This window comes from Halothiobacillus diazotrophicus (genome assembly GCF_001663815.1).
Classification (GTDB): Bacteria; Pseudomonadota; Gammaproteobacteria; order Halothiobacillales; family Halothiobacillaceae; genus Halothiobacillus; species Halothiobacillus diazotrophicus.
Genome location: NZ_CP016027.1, coordinates 1,850,360 through 1,870,405, shown reverse-complemented (window position 1 = coordinate 1,870,405; position 20,046 = coordinate 1,850,360). Strand labels below are relative to the sequence as shown.

14 protein-coding genes are annotated in these 20,046 nt (G+C 63.9%); 11 read left to right on the top strand and 3 right to left on the bottom strand.

Features of this window, described 5'->3' with window-relative positions:
* Window positions 1-3: 3 nt before the first annotated feature.
* Both ntrC and A9404_RS08145 read left to right on the top strand, forming a co-directional pair.
* Entirely contained in the window at window positions 4-1,452 is a 1,449-nt protein-coding gene (gene ntrC / locus A9404_RS08150) for a nitrogen regulation protein NR(I) (protein ID WP_066103059.1), read from the top strand.
* A gap of 112 nt (window positions 1,453-1,564) precedes the next feature.
* Complete coding sequence (locus A9404_RS08145; RefSeq protein WP_066100046.1) at window positions 1,565-2,308, top strand: ParA family protein; 744 nt, start codon at window positions 1,565-1,567, stop codon at window positions 2,306-2,308.
* A 34-nt stretch (window positions 2,309-2,342) separates the two neighbouring features.
* Here A9404_RS08145 and A9404_RS08140 read toward each other — a convergent pair whose 3' ends face one another.
* Both A9404_RS08140 and A9404_RS08135 read right to left on the bottom strand, forming a co-directional pair.
* On the bottom strand, window positions 2,343-4,901 hold the full coding sequence (locus tag A9404_RS08140; protein ID WP_082922839.1) for an ABC transporter permease: 2,559 nt from the start codon (window positions 4,899-4,901) through the stop codon (window positions 2,343-2,345).
* Entirely contained in the window at window positions 4,898-5,650 is a 753-nt protein-coding gene (locus tag A9404_RS08135; protein WP_066100044.1) for an ABC transporter ATP-binding protein, read from the bottom strand. The genes A9404_RS08140 and A9404_RS08135 overlap by 4 nt, the downstream gene beginning before the upstream one ends.
* Here A9404_RS08135 and A9404_RS08130 point away from each other — a divergent pair.
* From A9404_RS08130 to A9404_RS08115, 4 genes are all read left to right on the top strand, one after another.
* Window positions 5,631-6,320 (top strand): arylesterase, encoded by a 690-nt coding sequence (locus tag A9404_RS08130; RefSeq protein WP_231880882.1) that lies wholly within the window; start codon window positions 5,631-5,633, stop codon window positions 6,318-6,320. The genes A9404_RS08135 and A9404_RS08130 overlap by 20 nt on opposite strands.
* Window positions 6,307-7,962 carry a murein biosynthesis integral membrane protein MurJ gene (gene murJ / locus A9404_RS08125; RefSeq protein WP_066100038.1) on the top strand — a complete coding sequence of 552 codons (1,656 nt, stop codon included), beginning with the start codon at window positions 6,307-6,309 and terminating at the stop codon, window positions 7,960-7,962. The genes A9404_RS08130 and murJ overlap by 14 nt, the downstream gene beginning before the upstream one ends.
* Before the next feature lie 111 nt (window positions 7,963-8,073).
* A complete protein-coding gene (gene ribF / locus A9404_RS08120; protein WP_066100035.1) occupies window positions 8,074-9,027 on the top strand; it encodes a bifunctional riboflavin kinase/FAD synthetase in 954 nt (317 codons plus the stop codon).
* Window positions 9,028-9,285: 258 nt separating this feature from the next.
* Window positions 9,286-10,086 (top strand): COG4705 family protein, encoded by an 801-nt coding sequence (locus A9404_RS08115; RefSeq protein WP_082922838.1) that lies wholly within the window; start codon window positions 9,286-9,288, stop codon window positions 10,084-10,086.
* 19 nt (window positions 10,087-10,105) lie between these two features.
* Here the strand turns inward: A9404_RS08115 and uvrA are convergent, their stop codons facing one another.
* Window positions 10,106-12,934 carry an excinuclease ABC subunit UvrA gene (uvrA, locus tag A9404_RS08110; RefSeq protein ID WP_066100032.1) on the bottom strand — a complete coding sequence of 943 codons (2,829 nt, stop codon included), beginning with the start codon at window positions 12,932-12,934 and terminating at the stop codon, window positions 10,106-10,108.
* A gap of 156 nt (window positions 12,935-13,090) precedes the next feature.
* Between uvrA and ssb the strand changes: the two genes are divergently transcribed.
* The 5 genes from ssb (at window position 13,091) to cas7e (ending at window position 20,043) form a co-directional block, all read left to right on the top strand.
* Window positions 13,091-13,636, top strand: a complete 546-nt coding sequence (gene ssb / locus A9404_RS08105; protein WP_066100029.1) for a single-stranded DNA-binding protein — start codon at window positions 13,091-13,093, stop codon at window positions 13,634-13,636.
* Between the two features lie 500 nt (window positions 13,637-14,136).
* Complete coding sequence (cas3, locus tag A9404_RS08100) at window positions 14,137-16,833, top strand: CRISPR-associated helicase Cas3' (RefSeq protein WP_197490310.1); 2,697 nt, start codon at window positions 14,137-14,139, stop codon at window positions 16,831-16,833.
* Complete coding sequence (casA, locus tag A9404_RS08095; RefSeq protein ID WP_066100024.1) at window positions 16,830-18,374, top strand: type I-E CRISPR-associated protein Cse1/CasA; 1,545 nt, start codon at window positions 16,830-16,832, stop codon at window positions 18,372-18,374. The genes cas3 and casA overlap by 4 nt, the downstream gene beginning before the upstream one ends.
* Window positions 18,371-18,883, top strand: a complete 513-nt coding sequence (casB, locus tag A9404_RS08090) for a type I-E CRISPR-associated protein Cse2/CasB (protein ID WP_066100021.1) — start codon at window positions 18,371-18,373, stop codon at window positions 18,881-18,883. Before casA ends, casB begins: the two co-directional genes overlap by 4 nt.
* On the top strand, window positions 18,880-20,043 hold the full coding sequence (gene cas7e, locus A9404_RS08085) for a type I-E CRISPR-associated protein Cas7/Cse4/CasC (protein ID WP_066100018.1): 1,164 nt from the start codon (window positions 18,880-18,882) through the stop codon (window positions 20,041-20,043). The genes casB and cas7e overlap by 4 nt, the downstream gene beginning before the upstream one ends.
* Window positions 20,044-20,046 lie beyond the last annotated feature (3 nt).

Genomic DNA, 20,046 nt, shown 5'->3' with positions numbered 1-20,046 from the left:
ACCATGAATAACAGCAATACGCCCGCAAAAATCTGGATCGTAGACGACGACCACAGCATCCGCTGGGTGCTGGAGCGCGCGTTGAAATCGGCCGGGTTTTCCGTCGAATCCTTCGAGAGCGTGGCGTTGCTGCGCGCCCGTCTGCGGGTCAGCAAGCCGGACGTCCTGTTCTCGGACATCCGCATGCCGGGCGAGGATGGTCTGAGTCTGCTCGCCTCCCTGCAGGAAACCGATCCGGATCTACCGATCATCATCATTACGGCCCACTCGGACCTCGATAGCGCGGTTGGCGCCTTCGAGGGCGGCGCTTTCGATTATCTGCCCAAGCCATTCGATATCGACGATGCCGTGCGACTGGCCCAGCGTGCCCTGGCTTCGCGACAGCCCCAGGCCGGACGCGCGGGTGGTGAAGGTGGCTCGGGCACGGATGGTGCACAGCAGACGGACCTGATCGGCAATGCGCCGTCGATGCAGGAAATTTTCCGGGCGATCGGTCGCCTGGCCCGCTCCAACGTGACGGTATTGATCAACGGGGAATCCGGAACCGGCAAGGAACTGGTTGCCCGGGCCCTCCATCAGCACAGCCTGCGGCGCAACGGGCCGTTCGTCGCGCTGAACACGGCCGCCATTCCGAAGGATCTGCTCGAATCGGAACTGTTCGGTCACGAGAAGGGGGCGTTCACCGGCGCCGCCGGGCAGCGCGTGGGCCGCTTCGAGCAGGCGCACGGCGGCACGCTGTTCCTGGACGAAATCGGCGACATGCCCCTGGACCTGCAAACCCGCCTGCTGCGCGTTCTGGCCGACGGTCAGTTCTATCGCGTGGGCGGTACGCATCTCATCCGTACCGATGTGCGCATCGTGGCGGCCACCCACCAGCGCCTGGAGGATCGGGTCGTCAGCGGCCAGTTCCGCGAGGATCTGTTCCACCGCCTCAACGTGATCCGTCTCAAGCTCCCCGCCCTGCGCGAGCGCCGCGAGGATATTCCTCAGCTGCTGCGCTATTTTCTGCAGCGGGCGGCCCAGGAGTTGGGGGTCCCGGTCAAGACCATCCACCCGCAAGCCCTGGCGCAACTGGCGCAGCATGACTGGCCGGGCAACGTGCGCGAACTGGAAAACACCGCGCGGTGGTTGACGGTGATGGCGCCCGGACATGAGATCGGTATCGAGGACCTGCCGGACAACCTCAGCCGGTCCGGGGGGGCGACGGGTGCCCTGAACGACGATGCCCTGCTGGAGCAGTGGACGACCAATCTCAAGCGCTGGGCCGATGCACGCCTCGCCGCCGGCGATCAGGATCTGCTGGCGACGGCGGGGCCCGCCTTCGAGCGCACTCTGCTCAAGGCGGCCCTGAGCTTCACCGGCGGGCACAAGCAGCAGGCCGCGGCCCTCATCGGCTGGGGGCGAAACACCGTGACCCGCAAACTGAAGGAACTGGCCGATCTGGGCGAGTGACCCGGTTCGAGGCAATTCTTCGGTCTGCCGGTGGGCAGAAGGACGCACACGGGATATTCGTCCGGGATGGCGTATCATGGCGGCACATTCGCACCATGGTTAGGCAGCTCTCATGGCGGAGATCATCGCGCTCTATTCCGTAAAGGGCGGGGTCGGTAAAACGGCCGCCGTCGTCAATCTGGCGGCCTTGTCCGCCCTCCAGGGACGCAAGGTGCTCCTGTGGGATCTGGATCCGCAGGGCGCGGCTTCTTGGTATCTGCAGGCCGAGCCGGAATCGGCGCCCAAGGTTGGCCACCTGCTCAAGGCGCGCTCGGTGGCCGAGGGCCTGCGACCGACGCGTCACCGCAATCTGACGGTACTTCCCTCCGATCAGCGCTATCACGATATCGAGCATCGGCTGGCCGAAAAGAAGGACGCCGGCTATCGGATCGCCAAGGTGCTGGACGGACTGGCGGAAGACTTCGAGGAAATCTGGATCGATACGCCGCCCGGCCTCAGCCTGCTGGGCGACAACGTTCTGCGCGCGGCGGATCTCGTGCTGGTTCCCGTCGTACCGACCCATCTTTCCGAACGAACCTGGTTCCAGCTCAAGGCGCATCTGGCCGAGGACAAGATCAAGCCCGGCCGGTTGGCCGGCTTCCTCTCGATGGTCGACCGGCGTCGCAGCCTGCATCGGGAATTCAGCGAACAGCACCAGTTGGACATGCCGGAATTGTGGGATGTCGAGATTCCCTACGCGGCCGTGGTCGAGCAGATGGGCGAGGCGCAGATCCCCGTGGTCTACAGCCATGCGCGCCACCCGGTGGCCCAGGCCTACTTTCAACTCTGGCAGCGGGTCGATCGGGCCTTGAAGTGACTTTTCCGCAAGGACTTCGGCTGCCGTCTGGCGGTTAGCGGCGTAAAGCGGCGATCGGCGATGCCCGCGTGATCCGCGCGCCCAGCCAGGGTACGAGCAGCAGGGCGAGCAGCCATCCGGCCGCGAGGCCGTAGGTCGGCAGGCGCAGGTCGATCCGCCAGGAGAGATCGAACAGCTTCCAGGCCAGCACGGCGCCCAATCCCCCGGCCGCGACGGCGGCAAGCAGCCCCACCAGCAGACCGATCACGGTGAATTCCAGCCAGAGTGCCTGCATGATCTGGCTGCGTCGCGCGCCCAGAACGCGCAGAATCGCCGTTTCGCGCAGGCGGGCGGCTTCGCTGGCGTGAAAGGCGGCCATCAGCACGATAAGGCCGGCGGCGAGGGTGAACAGAAATACGTACTGCACGGCCTGACTGGCCCGGTCGATCAGACTGCGCACTTCCGCCAGAATGCGGCCGAGGTCGAACAGCGTCAGGGTCGGGAACGTACGCAGCAGGGCGGTCTGTTGCGGAATGTTCGGTTGGGGCAGGTAGAAGCTCGTGACGTACTGGGCCGGTGCCTGGGCGAGCAGCGCCTTGGGGGCCAGCACGAAGAAGTTGGGTCGCATCGAGTCCCAGTTGACCTTGCGGATGCTGGTAATGGCCGCCGTGACGGGCGAGCCGTTGACCTGGAAGGTCAGGGTGTCGCCCAGTTTCCAGTGGAAGGTATCGGCGATACCCTGCTCGACCGACCAGCCCTTGCCGGACCAGTGGCCGGCCACGATCCTGTTGTCGGCGGCCAGGGTCGGCGTGGTGGAGAGATTGAATTCCCGTTCCGCCAGACGTCGTGCCTGGCCCTGATAGGTTTCCGGGTGGATCGTTTTGCCGTTCTCCGCCGTCCAGCGCGCCCGCACCATCGGATAGAACCCCGCCCCGTGAATCCGGTGCGCCTGCAGGAAGGCCTTGAGATCGGCCACCTGATCGGGCTGGATGTTGATCGCGAAGAAATTCGGGGCATCGACGGGGATCTGGTCATGCCAGGCATCGAGCAGATCCCCGCGAACGACGCCGAGCAGCAGCAGGGCCGTCAATCCCAGCGCCAGCGCCGCAATCTGGATGCTGCCCGCCAGCGGTTCCCGTGCCAGCCGGGCGAGACCGAAGCGGGCCACGCCCTGGACGCGCAACCGACGCAGGCCCCGGATCAGCAGCCAGGCCAGCCCGAGGAAGACCAAGAGGCTCGCGCCCATGCCGCCCAGCACATAGGCGGTAAGCGTCAGGTCGCGCGCCTGCAGCCAGACGAGCAGCCCCATGGCGACGAGGCCGAAGCCGAACAGCACTGCCGCCGCGGGCGGCGGCGCTGCCAGTTGCCGGTTGAGCACGCGCAGGGGCGGCGTGTCCTGCAGGCGGATCAGGGCTGGCAGGGCAAAACCAATGAGGGCGATCAGGGCAATGCCGAGGCCGATGAACACCGGCAGAAGGCCCGGGGGCGGCAGCGCGACGGCGAGTGCATGGCGCATGAGCGCGGCCAGACCCTGCTGGGTCACGGCGCCGATCAGCACGCCCGGCACCGTCGCGAGCAGGGCCAGCATCAGCAGGCGCAGGGCGTAGATCCGGCCGATGGTGCGCCGGGAGGCGCCGAAGGCGCGCATCAGGGCGGCCGAATCCTGCTGGACCGCGTTGTAGTGGCGTGCGGCCAGCAACAGGGCCGCGCCAGCCAGCAGCACGGCCACCATGGCGGCGAGCCCCAGGAATCGTGCCGCCCGGTCGAAGGCAGTCTTGAAGGCCGGCTGGCTGTTTTCCGGGCGTTCGATCGTCCGGTCCTTCGGCAGCCTGGCCTTGAGCTTGGCGAACAGGGCGGCGCGTTGCGCAGCGGGTGCGGCCAGCAGCAGGTGGTAGCGTACCCGGCTCGCGGGCGTGACGAGGCCTGTGGCCGGGATGTCTGCCAGAGCGATCATGGCGCGCGGAGCGGCCTGGGCGAAGACATTGCCGACGTCCGGCTCGCGCAGCAGGCGGGCGGCGATGGTGAAGGTCTTCTGACCGATCTGCAGGGGGTCGCCCGGCTTGAGGTCCAGCAGGGCAAGGGCACGCGGCGCGAGCCAGACCGTGCCGAGGGCGGGGCCATGGTCGACGGTCTCGGCATCGATTTCGTGGTTGCCCGAATCGACCGACTCGTCAGAGGGGGCGCTGGCCGGGACCGTTGCCGGGGCCATGGCCGGGGCGATCTGCAAGCTGCCGCGCAGGGGGTAGCCGGGGCCGACGGCCTTGAGGCTCACGAGCAGCGGCCGGTTGTTGGCCAGCACGACGGTGGGAAAGGTCAGGGTATCCGCCGTGGTGAGACCGAGCCCTTGGGCCGTCTCCCGCACCTGGTTCAGCGGGTCGGGGGCATCGATCCGGCCATCGGCCGCCAGGAACTCCGCCGCCTGGGCACGCATGCCGGCATCGACGCGATCCGTGAAAAACCCGACGGCCGTGACGGCGGCCACGGCGACGATCAGTGCGGCCAGCATGGTCGTCAGCATGCCCGATTGCAGCTCCCGCCAGAGCCCCTTTGCCGCAATGCGCCCGATGGCCGGGCGGGCAGAGCCGGGTCGGACGGTGATCTGTCGGGTCGTCACGCGGCCGGCTCCGCGTCGGTCGTGGGCGTGCCATCCGATGCGCCGAGCGTCCGGATGCGACCGCCGCGGATTTCGTAGCGTCGATCGCACCGGCGCGCCAGAGCAGGATCGTGGGTCACCAGCACCAGGGTGGTGGCATGCCGGTCGCGCAGTTCGAACAGGAGGTCGATCACCTGGTCGCCCGTGGCGGTGTCCAGCGAGCCGGTCGGCTCGTCGGCGAACAGGATGTCGGGCGTTCCGGCAAAAGCTCGTGCCAGTGCCACGCGCTGCTGCTCCCCGCCGGAAAGCTGCCGGGGTTGGTGACTGAGCCGCTGGGCCAAGCCCACTTCCGTCAGGGCGTTGCGGGCACGGTCCTCGGCGGCCGCGATGCCGTTCAGCTCCAGCGGGAGGGCAACGTTTTCCAGGGCCGTCAGCCCGTCGATCAACTGGAAGGACTGGAAGACGAACCCCACGCGACCGGCGCGGACGGCGGCGCGTCCATCCTCGTCCCGATCGTCGAGGTCGAAACCGGCCAGTGTGATCCGCCCCGTCGAGGCCCGGTCCAGTCCGGCGAGCAGAGCCAGCAGGGTGGATTTGCCCGCACCGGAGGGGCCGACGATCGCCACGGCCTCGCCGGGCGCGATTTCGAGGTCAACCTCGTGCAGAATGGTCAGGGTTTTCGGACTATCATCGGTCGCCCCGACCGGACCGGCCACCACCTTGCTGACCCGCTCGGCACGGATGACCGGATTGACGACTTCTGAGGGCATGTGCGTGTTCCGCTGGTTGATTGTGCTGTTTCTAGCTTGTAGTTCATCCCTCGCCTGGGGGCAAGCGCCGCTCGCTCCCGAGGTTCGCGCCCATACGGTGCTGGTATTGGGCGATTCGCTCTCGGCCGCCTACAACCTGCCCGAGGACAAGGGCTGGGTAGCCCTGATGACGGCACGGATGAAGGCAGCGGAGCAGTCGTCGGGCGCGCGCATCCCCTGGGACGTCATCAATGCCTCGATCAGCGGCGAGACCACCTCGGGCGGCCTGTCCCGCCTGCCGGAACTGCTGGCCGTGCATCAGCCCGGCTGGGTGCTGATCGAACTCGGCGCCAACGACGGTCTGCGGGGCCTGCCCCTGTCGATCGTCCGCCAGAACCTGCAGAAGCTGATCGCGTTGAGCGAACAGGCCGGTGCCCGCGTCGTGCTGCTCGGCATCATGCTGCCGCCGAACTACGGCCCGCTGTACACGACGCCCTTCCGGGACATGTATCACGCGCTGGCCGCGCAGAACCACCTGCCGCTGGTGCCGTTCATCCTGCAGGGCGTGGCGGAGAATCGCAGCCTGATGCAGGCGGACGGCCTGCACCCCACGGCCGCGGGCGAGCCGCAAGTCCTCGCGAACATCTGGTCGGTCGTCGGGCCGCTGTGGGGGTTCGATGGCCAACACTAGTCGTCCCGTGAGCCTGCTGCGTTCCACGGCGGTGATCGGCAGCATGACCATGCTGTCGCGAATTCTGGGTTTCGTGCGCGACATGCTCCTGGCCCGGGTGTTCGGCGCCAGCCCGGCCACCGATGCCTTCTTCGTGGTGTTCAAGATTCCGAACTTTCTGCGGCGACTGTTCGCCGAAGGCGCCTTCCAGCAAGCCTTCGTGCCGGTGTTGTCGGAATATCGCGAGAAGAACACGGCGGAAGAACTGAAGGATTTCATCGATCACATGTTCGGCTCGCTGGCGGCCGTTCTGATCCTGGTGGTGGGGCTTGGCATTGCCGGCGCGCCGCTCGTGATCCTGGTGTTCGCGCCCGGCTTCACGGGCGATCCGGTTCAGCACGATCTTGCCGTGCACATGCTTTGGATCACTTTTCCCTACCTGTTCTTCATCTCGCTCACGGCTTTTGCCGCCAGTACCCTGAACGCCTTCGGCCGCTTCTCCATGCCGGCGCTGGCCCCCATCTGGCTGAATATCGCCATGATCGCCGCCACGGTACTTGCCGCGCCGTATTTTGCCGAGCCGGTGATGGCCCTGGCCTGGGGCGTTCTTGCAGCCGGCGTGCTGCAGTTCGGATTTCTGCTGCCGTTTCTGGCGCGACTGGGCCTGCTGCCGCGTCCGCGCTTTGGGCATCACGCCGGCGTACGCAAAACCATTCGGTTGATGATCCCGGCGATTTTCGGTGCGTCGGTCACCCAGGTGAACCTGCTGGTGGATACGATTCTGGCCTCGTTGCTCATGGCCGGCAGCGTGTCCTGGCTCTACTACAGCGACCGGCTGGTCGAACTGCCGCTGGGCGTGTTCGGTGTGGCGATTTCCACGGTGATCCTGCCCAAGCTCTCGCGTGCCTTCAGCCGGACGGATCACGGCGATTTCAACGGCACCCTCAACTGGGCCATCAAGTTCACCGTGCTGCTCGGCCTGCCGATCTGCGCCGGGCTTGTCGTGCTGGCGCAGCCGATGCTCAGCTCCCTCTTTCAATATGGATCGTTCAACGCCTTCGATACCCATATGGTGGCGCTGGCGATGTCCGCCTATGCGTTGGGCCTGCCCGCCTTCCTGCTCATCAAGATCTTTGCCCCCGGCTTCTATGCCCAGCAGGACACGAAGACCCCGGTGAAGATCGGCATGGTGGCGGTCGGCGCCAACCTCGGATTCAAGGCCATCATCGTGTTGCCGTGGATTTTCCTGCTGGGTGGCTATGCCGCTCATGTCGGGCTGGCCCTGACCACCGCGCTGGCGGCCTGGGTGAATTTCGGGCTGCTGGCGTTCACGCTCCGGCGACGCGGGAGCTGGCGACCGGACCCGGCGTTGTGGCTGTTTCTGCGGCAAGTGCTGGCGGCGACCCTGGTAATGAGCGCCGTGCTGCTCTGGGTGCTCCCGCAGGCCGCGAGCTGGGGCCATTGGCCGGCCTGGCAGCGCTTCGGCGTGCTGGTGATGCTGATTACGGGGGGGGCGCTGGTTTTCGCGCTGACGGGGTGGCTCGGCGGCCTGCACCCCCGGCGGCTGCTCCAGCACCTGCGTTCCACGCAGGATGCCGCGCCTCGAGATCTTAAGGCGGTCGACGAGGCGCACGAAGCGCGACACGGCGGGCCGGGGCAATGAGCCACCCTGCGTTACAATCGGCGCCTCGGGCAGCGCGCCAATGCATGCACGCCTGCCGATTCGAGATCATGCGTCCTAAATCATCCGTTCGAGATTAACCGAGACCCGGTCATGCAACTCATTCGTGGACTTCCCGACCCAGATCGTTTCCCGCACGGCTGCGTCGTCACGATCGGCAACTTCGATGGCGTGCATCTGGGGCATCAGGCCGTGCTTCGGCAGGCGGCCGCCCTGGCCGAGTCGGGGTCCCTGCCGCTGGTCGTGATGACCTTCGAGCCGCTGCCACGCGAGTTCTTCCGGCCCGATGCCCCCGTCGCGCGGCTGACGCGCCTGCGCGAACGGGTCTGCTTCATCCGGGAACTGGGGGCCGAGCGACCGATCGCGGAAGCGCTGATCGTGCTGCCCTTCACCCGTCGATTGGCGGACATGCCGGCCGAGGATTTCGTGCGGCATATTTTCGTGGAGACGCTCAAGGCCCGGCAGGTCGTGATCGGCGACGATTTCCGATTCGGCCATGGCCGGCAAGGGGATTTCGCCCTGCTCGAACGGATGGGGGCGCAGTCGGGCTTCGGGGTGCAGGCCGCCGACACCATGCAGGTCGATGGCGAACGCGTGTCATCCACGCGGATTCGCGCCCATCTGGCCGAGCGGGACGTGGCGGGTGCCGCCCGTTTGCTGGGCCGGCCGGTGACGCTCTGCGGCCGGGTGACCCACGGCGACAAACGCGGGCGGCAACTGGGCTTTCCCACGGCCAATGTCGCCCTGAACCGGCGCCTCTCCCCGCTGCGGGGCGTGTTCGTGGTGGATGCCGAATTGCCGGACGGCTCGATCCATTCCGGCGTGGCGAACGTGGGCACCCGGCCGACCGTCAGTGGCGGCGATGCCCGGCTTGAGGTCCATCTCTTCGATTTCGACCGGGATATCTACGGTCAGATTCTGCGGGTGCGCTTCCTGCACCCCCTGCGCGACGAGCGGAAATTCGATTCGCTGGCAGATCTGGTCGCCCAGATCCAGCTGGATGAGCAGTCCGCCCGGGCCTGGCTCGCGCCCCGGCCTGGCGACTAGCAGGTGGCCCTACCCCTGGGCGGTACCCAGCGGTCCCGCCCTCCCGCTCCCCATGCTCCCTCGGACGTTGACCGGCTTCGACCGCTGCTCTAGCAGCGGATCCTGCCTCTGGTCGCGCCCCACGTCCACGCCCATGCCGGGGGCGCATCCGGTTGTACCCGGTTTTCCGAACGGTAATCCATCGTTCATCTCTGTGCCATGTCGGGTCTCGTATGGTTCGTGCTGAATCAAAATACTCAGGAAACCAGGAGTTCGAACATGGCAAACACCCTCGATGCAACAATGTCTCCCGCCCAATCCGCCTCGAGCATGTTGTGGAGCAAGGTACCGGAAATCACGCTGTTCTTCTGGATCATCAAGATCCTGGCGACGACCGTGGGAGAGACTGCGGCGGATTTTCTGAATGTCAGTCTCAACCTCGGCTTGACCGGCACCTCGGTGGTGATGACCGTATTGCTGCTGGCGGTATTGACCGCTCAGATTCGCAGCCCGCGATATATCCCCTGGCTGTATTGGCTGGCCGTCGTGCTGATCAGTGTCGTGGGTACCCTGATTACCGATAATCTGGTCGATCATTTCGGGGTGTCCCTTGAGGCGGCGACGGCGGGATTCAGCGTGGCATTGATCGCGACGTTTGCCTTCTGGTTCGCAAAGGAGCGCACGCTGTCGATTCACAGCGTGTTCACCCGCTCGCGCGAGCTTTTTTATTGGGCGGCGATCCTCTTCACGTTCGCGTTGGGCACGGCCGCCGGCGACTTGGCAGCGGAAAGTCTGCAATTGGGCTACTGGGTTTCGGCCGTATTGTTTGCCGGCGTGATTGCTGCGGTGACGCTGGCCTATGTCTTCCTGAAGCTCAACGCCATCCTGGCCTTTTGGCTGGCGTACATCCTAACTAGGCCCTTGGGCGCCTCATTGGGGGATTACCTCTCCCAGCCCGTTGCGAATCAGGGGCTCGGTTTGGGTACGGTCGGCACCAGTGCCCTGTTCCTGGCCGTGATTCTGGGATTGGTGACGTATCTCACTCTGACGCGGCGCGATGCTGCGCCCGTGTCCGACTGATTTTGTCGATCCGGGCGATTTACGCCGGGGGAACCAGTAAGCGCGCGAGGTAGCGGCCCGTGTGGGAGCGCGGATTGCGGGCCACGGTTTCCGGCGTGCCGTTGGCGATGATCTCGCCGCCGCCGCTGCCGCCTTCCGGCCCCAGGTCCACGATCCAGTCCGCCGTCTTGATCACGTCGAGGTTGTGCTCGATCACCACCACGGTATTGCCCTGGTCGCGCAGGCGATAGAGCACGGCAAGCAGTTGCTCGACGTCGGCGAAGTGCAGACCGGTGGTCGGCTCGTCGAGGATGTACAGGGTGTTGCCCGTATCCCGCTTGGAGAGTTCCCGCGCGAGCTTGACCCGCTGGGCCTCGCCGCCCGAGAGCGTCGTGGCGTTCTGGCCGAGCTTGAGATAGCCCAGACCCACGTCGAGCAGGGTGGTGAGCTTGCGATGCAGGGCGGGAACGGCCTCGAAGAACGGCGCGGCATCCTCGACCGTCATGCCCAGCACGTCGGCGATCGTTTTGCCCTTGTAGCGGATGTCCAGGGTTTCGCGGTTGTAGCGGGCGCCGTGGCACACGTCGCAGGGCACATACACATCCGGCAGGAAGTGCATTTCCACCTTGATCACGCCGTCGCCCTGGCAGGCTTCGCAGCGCCCGCCCTTCACGTTGAACGAGAAACGGCCCGGCGAGTAACCGCGCGAGCGTGCTTCCTGGGTGCCCGCGAACAGATCGCGGATCGGGGTGAACAGGCCCGTGTAGGTCGCCGGGTTGCTGCGCGGGGTGCGGCCGATGGGCGACTGGTCGATGTCGATGACCTTGTCGAGCAGGTTGAGATGCTCGATGCGCTCGTAAGGCGCGGGATGCGTACTCGCGCCGTTGAGATCGCGTGCGGCAATGCGGAACAGCGTGTCGTTGATCAGGGTGGATTTCCCGGAGCCGGAAACGCCCGTCACGCAGGTCAGCAGGCCAATGGGGATTTCCAGTACGGCGCCCTTGAGGTTGTTCCCGCTCGCGCCATGGAGCCGCAGTAGGCGATCCGGGTTCGGCGCCGTACGTTCGGGAACCGCAATGGCCCGTCGTCCGGCCAGGAAATCGCCTGTCAGGGAATCCGGCGTGGCGGCGATTTCCTCGGGTGTGCCGCGGGCCACCACCTGACCGCCGTGCACCCCGGCGCCGGGGCCGATGTCCAGCACGTAATCGGCCGCGCGGATGGCGTCCTCGTCGTGCTCGACCACGATCACCGTGTTGCCCAGTTCGCGCAGATGCGTGAGGGTGCCGAGCAGGCGGTCGTTGTCGCGCTGGTGCAGGCCGATGGAGGGTTCGTCGAGAATATAGGTGACGCCGACGAGCCCTGAGCCGATCTGGCTCGCCAGGCGGATGCGTTGCGCTTCGCCACCGGACAGGGTTTCCGCCGAGCGGTCGAGGGAGAGATAGGTGAGGCCCACGTCGTTCAGGAAGCCCAGACGCGCCCCGATTTCCCGCACGATCCGTCCGGCGATCTCGCCGCGCGCGCCTTCCAGGCTCAGATTATGGAAAAACTCGGCGGCCTTGGCGATGGAGAGCGCGCTGATGGCCGGCAGGTTGTGATCGGCGATGAACACATGCCGCGCGGCCTGATTCAGTCGCGCGCCGTGGCAGGCCGGGCAGGCCTGTTCGGAAATGTATTTCGCCAGTTCCTCGCGCACGGCCTGGGAATCGGTTTCGCGATAACGGCGATCCATGTTCGGCAGCACGCCTTCCCAGGTATGCTCCTTGGTACTCGGCTTGCCACGCGGACTCAGATAGGTGAACACGATCTTCTCGCGGCCGCTGCCGTTCAGGATCTTGTCCTGGATACCGGTCGGCAGATCCTGCCAGGCCGTTTCCAGGTCGAAACCGTAGTGCTGGGCCAGGGAGAGCAGCAGCTGATAGTAGTAGACGTTACGCCGGTCCCAGCCGCGGATCGCGCCGCCGGCCAGCGACAGTTCCTCGTTGACGATCACCTTGGCCGGATCGAAGAACTGTTTCACGCCCAAGCCGTCGCAGGTCGGGCAGGCGCCCACCGGATTGTTGAACGAGAACAGACGCGGCTCGAGTTCGGCCAGGGAATAGCCGCACACCGGGCAGGCATGGCGGGCCGAAAAGGTATGGCTGGTCTCGTCGTCCATGCTGGCCAGCACGGCGCGGCCTTCGGCGATGCGCAAGGCGGTTTCGAAGGATTCGGCCAGGCGCAGGCCGAGGTCGGAGCGAACCTTGATGCGGTCCACCACCACCTCGATGGTGTTCTTGCCCTTGGGGTCGAGCGGGGGAATCTCGTCGATCTCGTACACGGTGCCGTTGATGCGCACCCGCAGGAAGCCTTGCGCCCGCCATTCGTCGAACAGCTTGTGGTGCTCGCCCTTGCGGTTCTCGATCACCGGCGCCAGCAGCAGCCAGCGGGATTCCTCCGGCAGGGCCAGTACCCAGTCGACCATCTGCGACACCGTTTGCGCGGTGAGATCGATGCCGTGCTCGGGGCAGCGCGGAATCCCCGCCCGGGCGTACAGCAGGCGCAGGTAATCGTAGATCTCCGTCACCGTGCCGACCGTCGAACGCGGGTTGTGCGAGGTCGTTTTCTGCTCGATCGAAATCGCCGGCGACAGGCCCTCGATGTAGTCCACGTCCGGCTTGTCCATCATCGACAGGAACTGGCGGGCATAGGCCGACAGCGACTCCACGTAGCGGCGTTGGCCCTCGGCGAACAGGGTGTCGAAGGCCAGCGACGATTTGCCGGAACCGGACAGCCCGGTGATCACGATCAGTTTGTCGCGCGGCAAATCCACATCGATGTTTTTCAGGTTGTGCGTGCGTGCGCCGCGAATGCGAATAAACGGGTCAGCCATGGGAATCCAAGTTCGAGCAAGATAATCAGGGGGTAAAGAGCCACGCCAGCAATCCAGGGGGAAAGATCCGGCCAAGTGATTTATAGTACGGACTTTAGTGCCGCGCTGGAACCGCCAGCAGCGGCCGAGCGCATATATTGAGAAGAGGAATCACCGATGGCCAGTCGCGGAATCAATAAAGTCATCATCTTGGGCAATCTGGGCAAGGACCCCGAGGTGCGGTACATGCCGAGCGGCGGGCAGGTCACCAACATCACCGTGGCTACCTCCGAAACCTGGCGCGACAAGGACACCGGCGAAACCAAGGAAAACACCGAGTGGCATCGTGTCGTGTTCTTCAACCGTCTGGCGGAAATTGCCGGCGAATACCTGAAGAAAGGGAGCCAGGTCTATGTGGAAGGCCGCCTGCAAACCCGCAAATGGCAGGGCCAGGACGGTCAGGACCGCTACACCACCGAAATCGTCGCCAGCGAAATGCAGATGATCGGCGGCCGAGGCGGCTCCGGTTCGGGCGGCGGTGCCGGCTCCAGCGGCGGCATGGACGACGACTACGGCAACGCCCCGCCGGCCCGTGGCGGTTCCCGCGCCCCGGCGGCAGCCCGCAGCAGCGGCAACCGCGACAGCTACGGCGCACCGCCCCCGCCGCCGCGCGCTCCAGCCCGTGCGGATCAGGGGTTTGGCGAGGACGATATTCCGTTCTAGATTCTACCATCGGTAAAAGTGTTGCAAATGTAACTCAAGCCAGCAGAAATGCTGGCTTTTTTTGCATTTTATGGAGTTGCATCTGACCTGGGGTTTCCATGCAGATCTACCACCTAGTGGAGGTATTGCATTGGAGGCGGTGCGAGGGCACATGTATTGATACTGATAGGGTGTCAGAAATGGCCCGATCCCTCCGTCCAGGACGCTTCATGGTATGAGCGCACCGGTGTGTGCGATTACTAACGTGTTGATGTTGGCCAAGAATGAAGATGATGCGCAGGTCGATTATTGATGGTCAATTTTGGGGATGAGTCAGGTTGTCCACCTTGATCCGAATCGTTCCGACTTTCGTGACCATACGTTCCGCTTTGTCTGCTTCGGATTTTTCCCCTCTATTGCTTGTGTGCCATGTACTGCCATAATGAGTCAACTTAGTTGACGTGTGACTGGTGTCTGAACTGTTCGCGGCTGATCAATGAGGCCGAGGGAGCATAGGTTTCGTGTCAGAGTCGATAGATCCGGTCGTTGATTTGGCGTTACCTGCGCACCATTTGCTGTGGGCTAAGACCCGTGACATCGGCACCGACGCGTGGCATCCGTTATTGCTTCACCTTCTTGATGTCGCTGCCTGCGCAGACGGTATTATGGCGCGCGAACCACAAGGCACGCGAGATCGCCTTGCTGCCGCGTTGGGGTTGGATTGGGTTGATGCTCAACCGTGGCTTCTACTGCTGATCGCCTGTCATGATTTGGGTAAGGGATGCCCAGGGTTTCAGTGCAAGTGGAAAAACCTGTCGGGCCTGGATGTCGGGCCGAGTCCCGATACGTCAATCAATCATGCGTTTGTCAGCCAGGTTGAGTTACTCGAACTGTTGATCGAACATGGCTGGCCCGAAGACATGGCGGAACTGGTCGCGGACGCGGTGGGGTGTCACCATGGAGAGCGGGCGGCCCTTTTGACGCTTGACCGGCTCGGAGGCAATCGTCGTGCACTCGGTAAACCCGCATGGCAAGAGACCCGTCGTGGGCTGTTCCAATCTCTAATCGCAGTCTTCGCTCCTGGTGCGCCGCCCAGCAAACCATCGCTCTCCGGTCCGGATTTCATGTTGTTGGCGGGGTTGACCAGCTTCGCCGATTGGATTGGATCAAACGAAGCGGTTTTCCCCTTCGGCACGCCGCACGATTGCGAGGATCCGTCGGCGTGGTTCCGGACCCGTCGCGCGATTAACGTCGAAAACGCGCTGAACCAGATTGGCTGGCTGCCACGTTTGCCACTTATGGACGATGCACGACCGTTCGATGAGGTATTCGGCTTTGCACCGCGCCCTTTACAAACAGCGATGGTCAACGCGCTTGCTGCCATCGACCAACCCACGATTCTGCTGATCGAAGCGCCAATGGGTGAAGGCAAGACCGAGGCCGCGTTGTACGCGCATCTGGAATTACAGCGGCGGCTCGGACATCGTGGGCTCTATGTCGCTTTGCCGACCAAGGCCACCGGCAATGCGATGTTTCACCGTGTGCTCAAGTTCTTGCAGAGCCAGCGCGGTGATCGGCAACTGGATATGCAACTGTTGCATGGGGGCGCACTGCTCAACGACGAATTCCAACAACTCAAGCCCGGTGGCATTTCTGATATCGCCAAGGGCGGTGATGTGCGCGCCAGCGAATGGTTCACCCACAAGAAGAGAGCCTTGCTCTCGGAATATGGCGTCGGCACCATTGATCAGGCGCTGCTCACCATCCTTCCGGTGCGCCATCAGTTCGTGCGTATGTGGGGCTTGGCGAATCGCGTCGTCGTGTTCGATGAGATCCACGCCTACGACGCTTACACCGGCACGCTCTTGCTTCACTTATTGCGCTGGTTGCTGGCGCTTGGCGCGTCGGTCGTACTACTGACGGCAACGCTGCCACCGCAGACGCGTCGTCAGCTCGCGGAACTGGTTGGACAGAAGCCGCCGGAACCAGACGCCATTTATCCACGCCTTTCGGTTTACCAGCCGGGCGAAGCGGTGCGGTCGACCTCGTTTGACGCCGACCCCAGGCGCCGCCTGACCCTGCGCGTGGAAGCGGTCACCGCCGATCTCGATGCGATCAAGGCCGCACTCGAAGCGCAACTCGTTGACGGGGGCTACGCGTTGGCGCTCACCAACACCGTGCAGCGCGCTCAGGATTTGTACCGGGATTATGGAGTAGGTGCGCCGTTGATGGTTGATGGTGAGCCTATCGGTAAGCGGCTGCCTGACGACACGGAGGTTTACCTCTTCCACGCCCGCTTCCCCGCCGACGCGCGGCAGCGCCGCGAGGACGCTGTTCTGAAGTTGTTTGGTCCGCCCGACAATACTTCGCCCGCCCCGCGCACGGGCAGGAAAATCCTCATCGCCACCCAGGTGGCCGAGCAAAGCCTCGACCTCGATTTCGACCTCATTGTCACCGACCTCGCACCCATCGATCTGCTGCTGCAACGTGCCGGGCGGTTGTGGCGGCATGCGCGTGGTGCGCGCCATGTCGCTGAGCCCAACCTCATCGTCGCCGGGCTGGCGGAAGACCCGCCGCCGTGCTTCGGCAAGCCGCTGTGGTGGGGAGCTGTTTACCGCGAAGACGTGCTGCTCCGTACCCGCAGCCTGTTACGCGGCAAACCGACGCTGCAACTTCCGGACGACATCGACGTGCTGGTGGCATCGGTCTACGAGGAATCTGTCGACGTCGAAGCCTCGCTCGAAGCTCGCCTTGATCGCGCCATGCAGGACGCACTGGGTAAGGAATTTGCCCATTTCGGCGAAGCCCATCGGTCCATCATCGGTCTGCCTGACGACGCTTCGTGGAAAACAGGTATGCGTTTCACCCTATACGACGACGATGAGCCCGGCGTCCACGCCAGCCTTAAGGTCAGAACCCGGCTCGGCGAGGATTCCGTCCTCGTTGTGCCGCTCTTCGCGTCGGACGCTTTCGACCCCACCGTGGCGCCTGATTTCGCGCAGGCCAAGGCCTGGTATCTGCGTGCCGTGAACCTCTCGCGCAAAGGTATCGTTACGCGGTTACGGGCGCAGGGCGTGCCCGAAGGCTGGCGGCAAAGCGCCTTGCTGCGTAACGCTTATCCACTACGGCTCGACTCCGAATCACGCTGGATCGATGACCCGCAGGTGCGGATCTCCAGCGAACTGGGTTTGATTTACGAAACCAAGGAGACCCCATGAGCGCTGGATCGAGCCGTTTCAATCTGATCGACGAAGCCTGGATTCCTGTTCGCAAGCTCGACGGCGGGCGCGTTGAACTCGGCATCCGCGACACTTTGCTGCAAGCCAAAGACATCGCAGTGATCGAAGACCCCTCGCCGTTGGTCACGGCCAGCCTGCATCGCTTCCTGCTCGCCGTGCTCTACCGGGCGCTCGAAGGACCGACAGACATCGATCAGGCCAAGGAGCTGTTTAAGGCTGGGCTGCCTCTGCAAAAGATCTGCGCTTACCTCGAAGGTTGGCGAGATCGATTCTGGCTGTTCGACGACAAAAAGCCCTTCTTTCAGATCCCGGACTTCGAGCCCAAAGTTTGGCGTGCGTGGACAGTGCTCGCCGCCGAACATAATGCCGACAACGCCAAGGTGCTGTTCGATCATGTCGATGTCACTCACCCCGAAGCTGTGTCGCCTGCGGCAGCGGCACGCTGGCTGCTTGCGACACAGACATTTTCCGTAAGCGCGGGCAAAAGCGAGTTGTCCCACACCGGCACCGCGCCGTCCGCAACGGCAGCGATGGTGCTACCGCTGGGGCGCCACCTGGAAGACACCCTGCTTATGAACCTCGTGCCGCAGAACCGCGTGCTAATACCAGGCGACTTGCCCGTTTGGGAGCGCAATCCGGAAACGGTGGCGGATCTCAAGACGGGAGCAAAGCGCGGCATAGCGGGCTACGCTGACCGCTACACTTGGCGTACGAGGTCGATCCGACTAAGTGGAGAGGACGATGGTAGCGTCAGCAAGCTTGCTTTCGCGTCCGGTGTGGAAAATGTGACCAAAGACCACATCGACCCGATGCTCGGTTACCGCATTGACGACAAGAACGGCAAGCTGTCGATCCAGTTCCGTGACCGTGGGTTGTGGCGCGATTTCGATTCGCTATTGCCGGATGACACGAATTTGGCCCCCGAAGTCATTGGGCACGCAATGGCGCTGACGCGCTTCGACCACGCGCGTTTTCCGCGTTCGGTTATTGTTCTGGGGCAGTCCAACAACAAAGCCAAGATCGAGTTCTGGCGGTTGGAGCGCTTCGCGTTACCCGAGGCCTTGCTTGGCGACCGTACGATCCGGAGCGAAATTCATCAACTTCTCGCTGATGCCGAAACCTGCCAGCAGGCTCTGTGGCGTGCCTGCAAGTGTTTCGCACGCGACTTGCTGAGCAGGGGCGAGCGCGAGCCCGATGGCAAGGACATCAGCCGCTTCGTCGAGCAGATGCTTGTGTCCGCCATGTACTGGTCCACGCTCGAAACTGCCTTCCACGACGTGCTGCGCCAATACACCATCGATGCCGACCCTGATGTCATACGGCACGGTTGGCTCAAAACCGTGCGCAAGACGCTCCGTGACGCATGGCATCGGCATGCAGCGTCGGTTTCGACCAGCGATGCCTGGGCCATCCGCGCGTTGGTGCGCGCTGAAGTGCACGTCAACAAGCAAGTCGGCGCGCTGAACAAGGAAATCCAGCAATACGAAACCCATCCCCAGATACAGGAGGAACCCGCATGAGTGAGTACATCGCATGGCTGGAAGACATGAACGCACGAGACACGAAAGTGCGCGCTGTATTGCGGCGCAGCCTCGCATTCGACCCCGGCACGCACATTCCGGCTTTTCCCTACGTCGAGCCCTTCTTGAAGGGCGAAGCCGAAGGCTGGCGCAGGCAGATGCACTACCTTGTCGCCGGTCTGTGGGCAGCACATTGGCGCGAGGGTCGTGCCGGAGTGTTGACGCCGCTCGCCAAAGCCTGTGCGCTGCACCAGCTTGCCAGCGGTTCCGTGAGCACCGAGCGACGCTTCATTCATCTACTGGATGCCGACCGCGAACAACTCCCGCACCGCCTGCGCCAGATGATCGCTCTGCTGAACGAGCAGCCCATCGACTTTCAGGCGCTGTTGAACGACCTGCTGTACTGGAACCGCCCCGACAAGAATGTGCAAAACGCTTGGGCACGTGCCTTCTACCGCACTATCACACCCACCGAAAACATTGATGCCGACACGGAGACCGCCGCATGAAAACCCTGATCGAGATTCACGTTCTGCAAAATTTTGCGCCGTCCAACCTCAACCGAGACGACACCGGCGCGCCCAAGGACGCGTTTTTCGGCGGCACGCGCCGGGGACGGGTGTCGAGCCAGTGCGACAAGCGCGCGATTCGGCAATTCTTCGACGAGAAAGTACGCGAAGGCGTATTCAGTGCAGACGAACTTGCCGTGCGTACCAAGCGCGTGTACCAGGCTGTCGCCGACGCACTGGCGGGCAAACGCGATGCCGCCGAAGCGCGAGCAAAAGCGGAAACCGCGTTGTCCTACATCAAGATCAGCAGATCCAAGGATGCTGACAAGACGCAATACCTGCTGTTTCTCGGCAAGCGCGAGATCGCAGCGGTGGCGGGGGCCATTGACCAGCACTGGGATTTGATCGTGGAAGCCGAAGCTGATCAAGCTGAGGATGGCAGCAAAAAGAAGAAGTCGAAGAAGGACGCCGCAGGCAGCGCGCCCAAAGAGGTCAGGGACCAGATCGAAGCGATTTTCAGCGGCGGTAAGGCGGTGGATGTGGCACTGTTCGGTCGGATGCTTGCCGACATGCCCGAGAAAAACCAGCATGCCGCCTGCCAGGTCGCGCACGCGATTTCGACCCACGCGGTCGAACGCGAATTCGACTTCTACACAGCGGTAGATGACCTGAAACCGGAAGACACGACGGGCGCGGACATGATGGGCACGATCGAATTCAATTCGGCCTGCTACTACCGTTACGCCGTCGTCGATTGGGAAAAGCTGGTGACTAACCTCCAGGGCGACACGGATCTTGCCACCAAGGGGCTGCGCACCTTCCTCGAAGGTTTCGTACTTGCCGAACCCACCGGAAAGCAAAACAGTTTCGCCGCGCACAACCCGCCCGAGTTCGTCGCTGTGTCGGTCTGTCACGATGCCGCACCACGCAATCTCGCCAATGCGTTTGAAACCGCGATTCGCGCCAAGACGGGCGAATCGTTGACGCGCAAGTCGGCGGAGGCGCTGGCGACGAAGGCGCACGCGCTCGATACCGCCTATCCACGCAAGGGTCAAACCTTCGTGCTCAACGTGGCGAAGGCCGACATTGGTGGCTTTGGCGAAGACAAGGCGTCGCTCGATGCCGTGCTGGACGCCGTACTTACTGCGGCAAAGGGTTGAGAC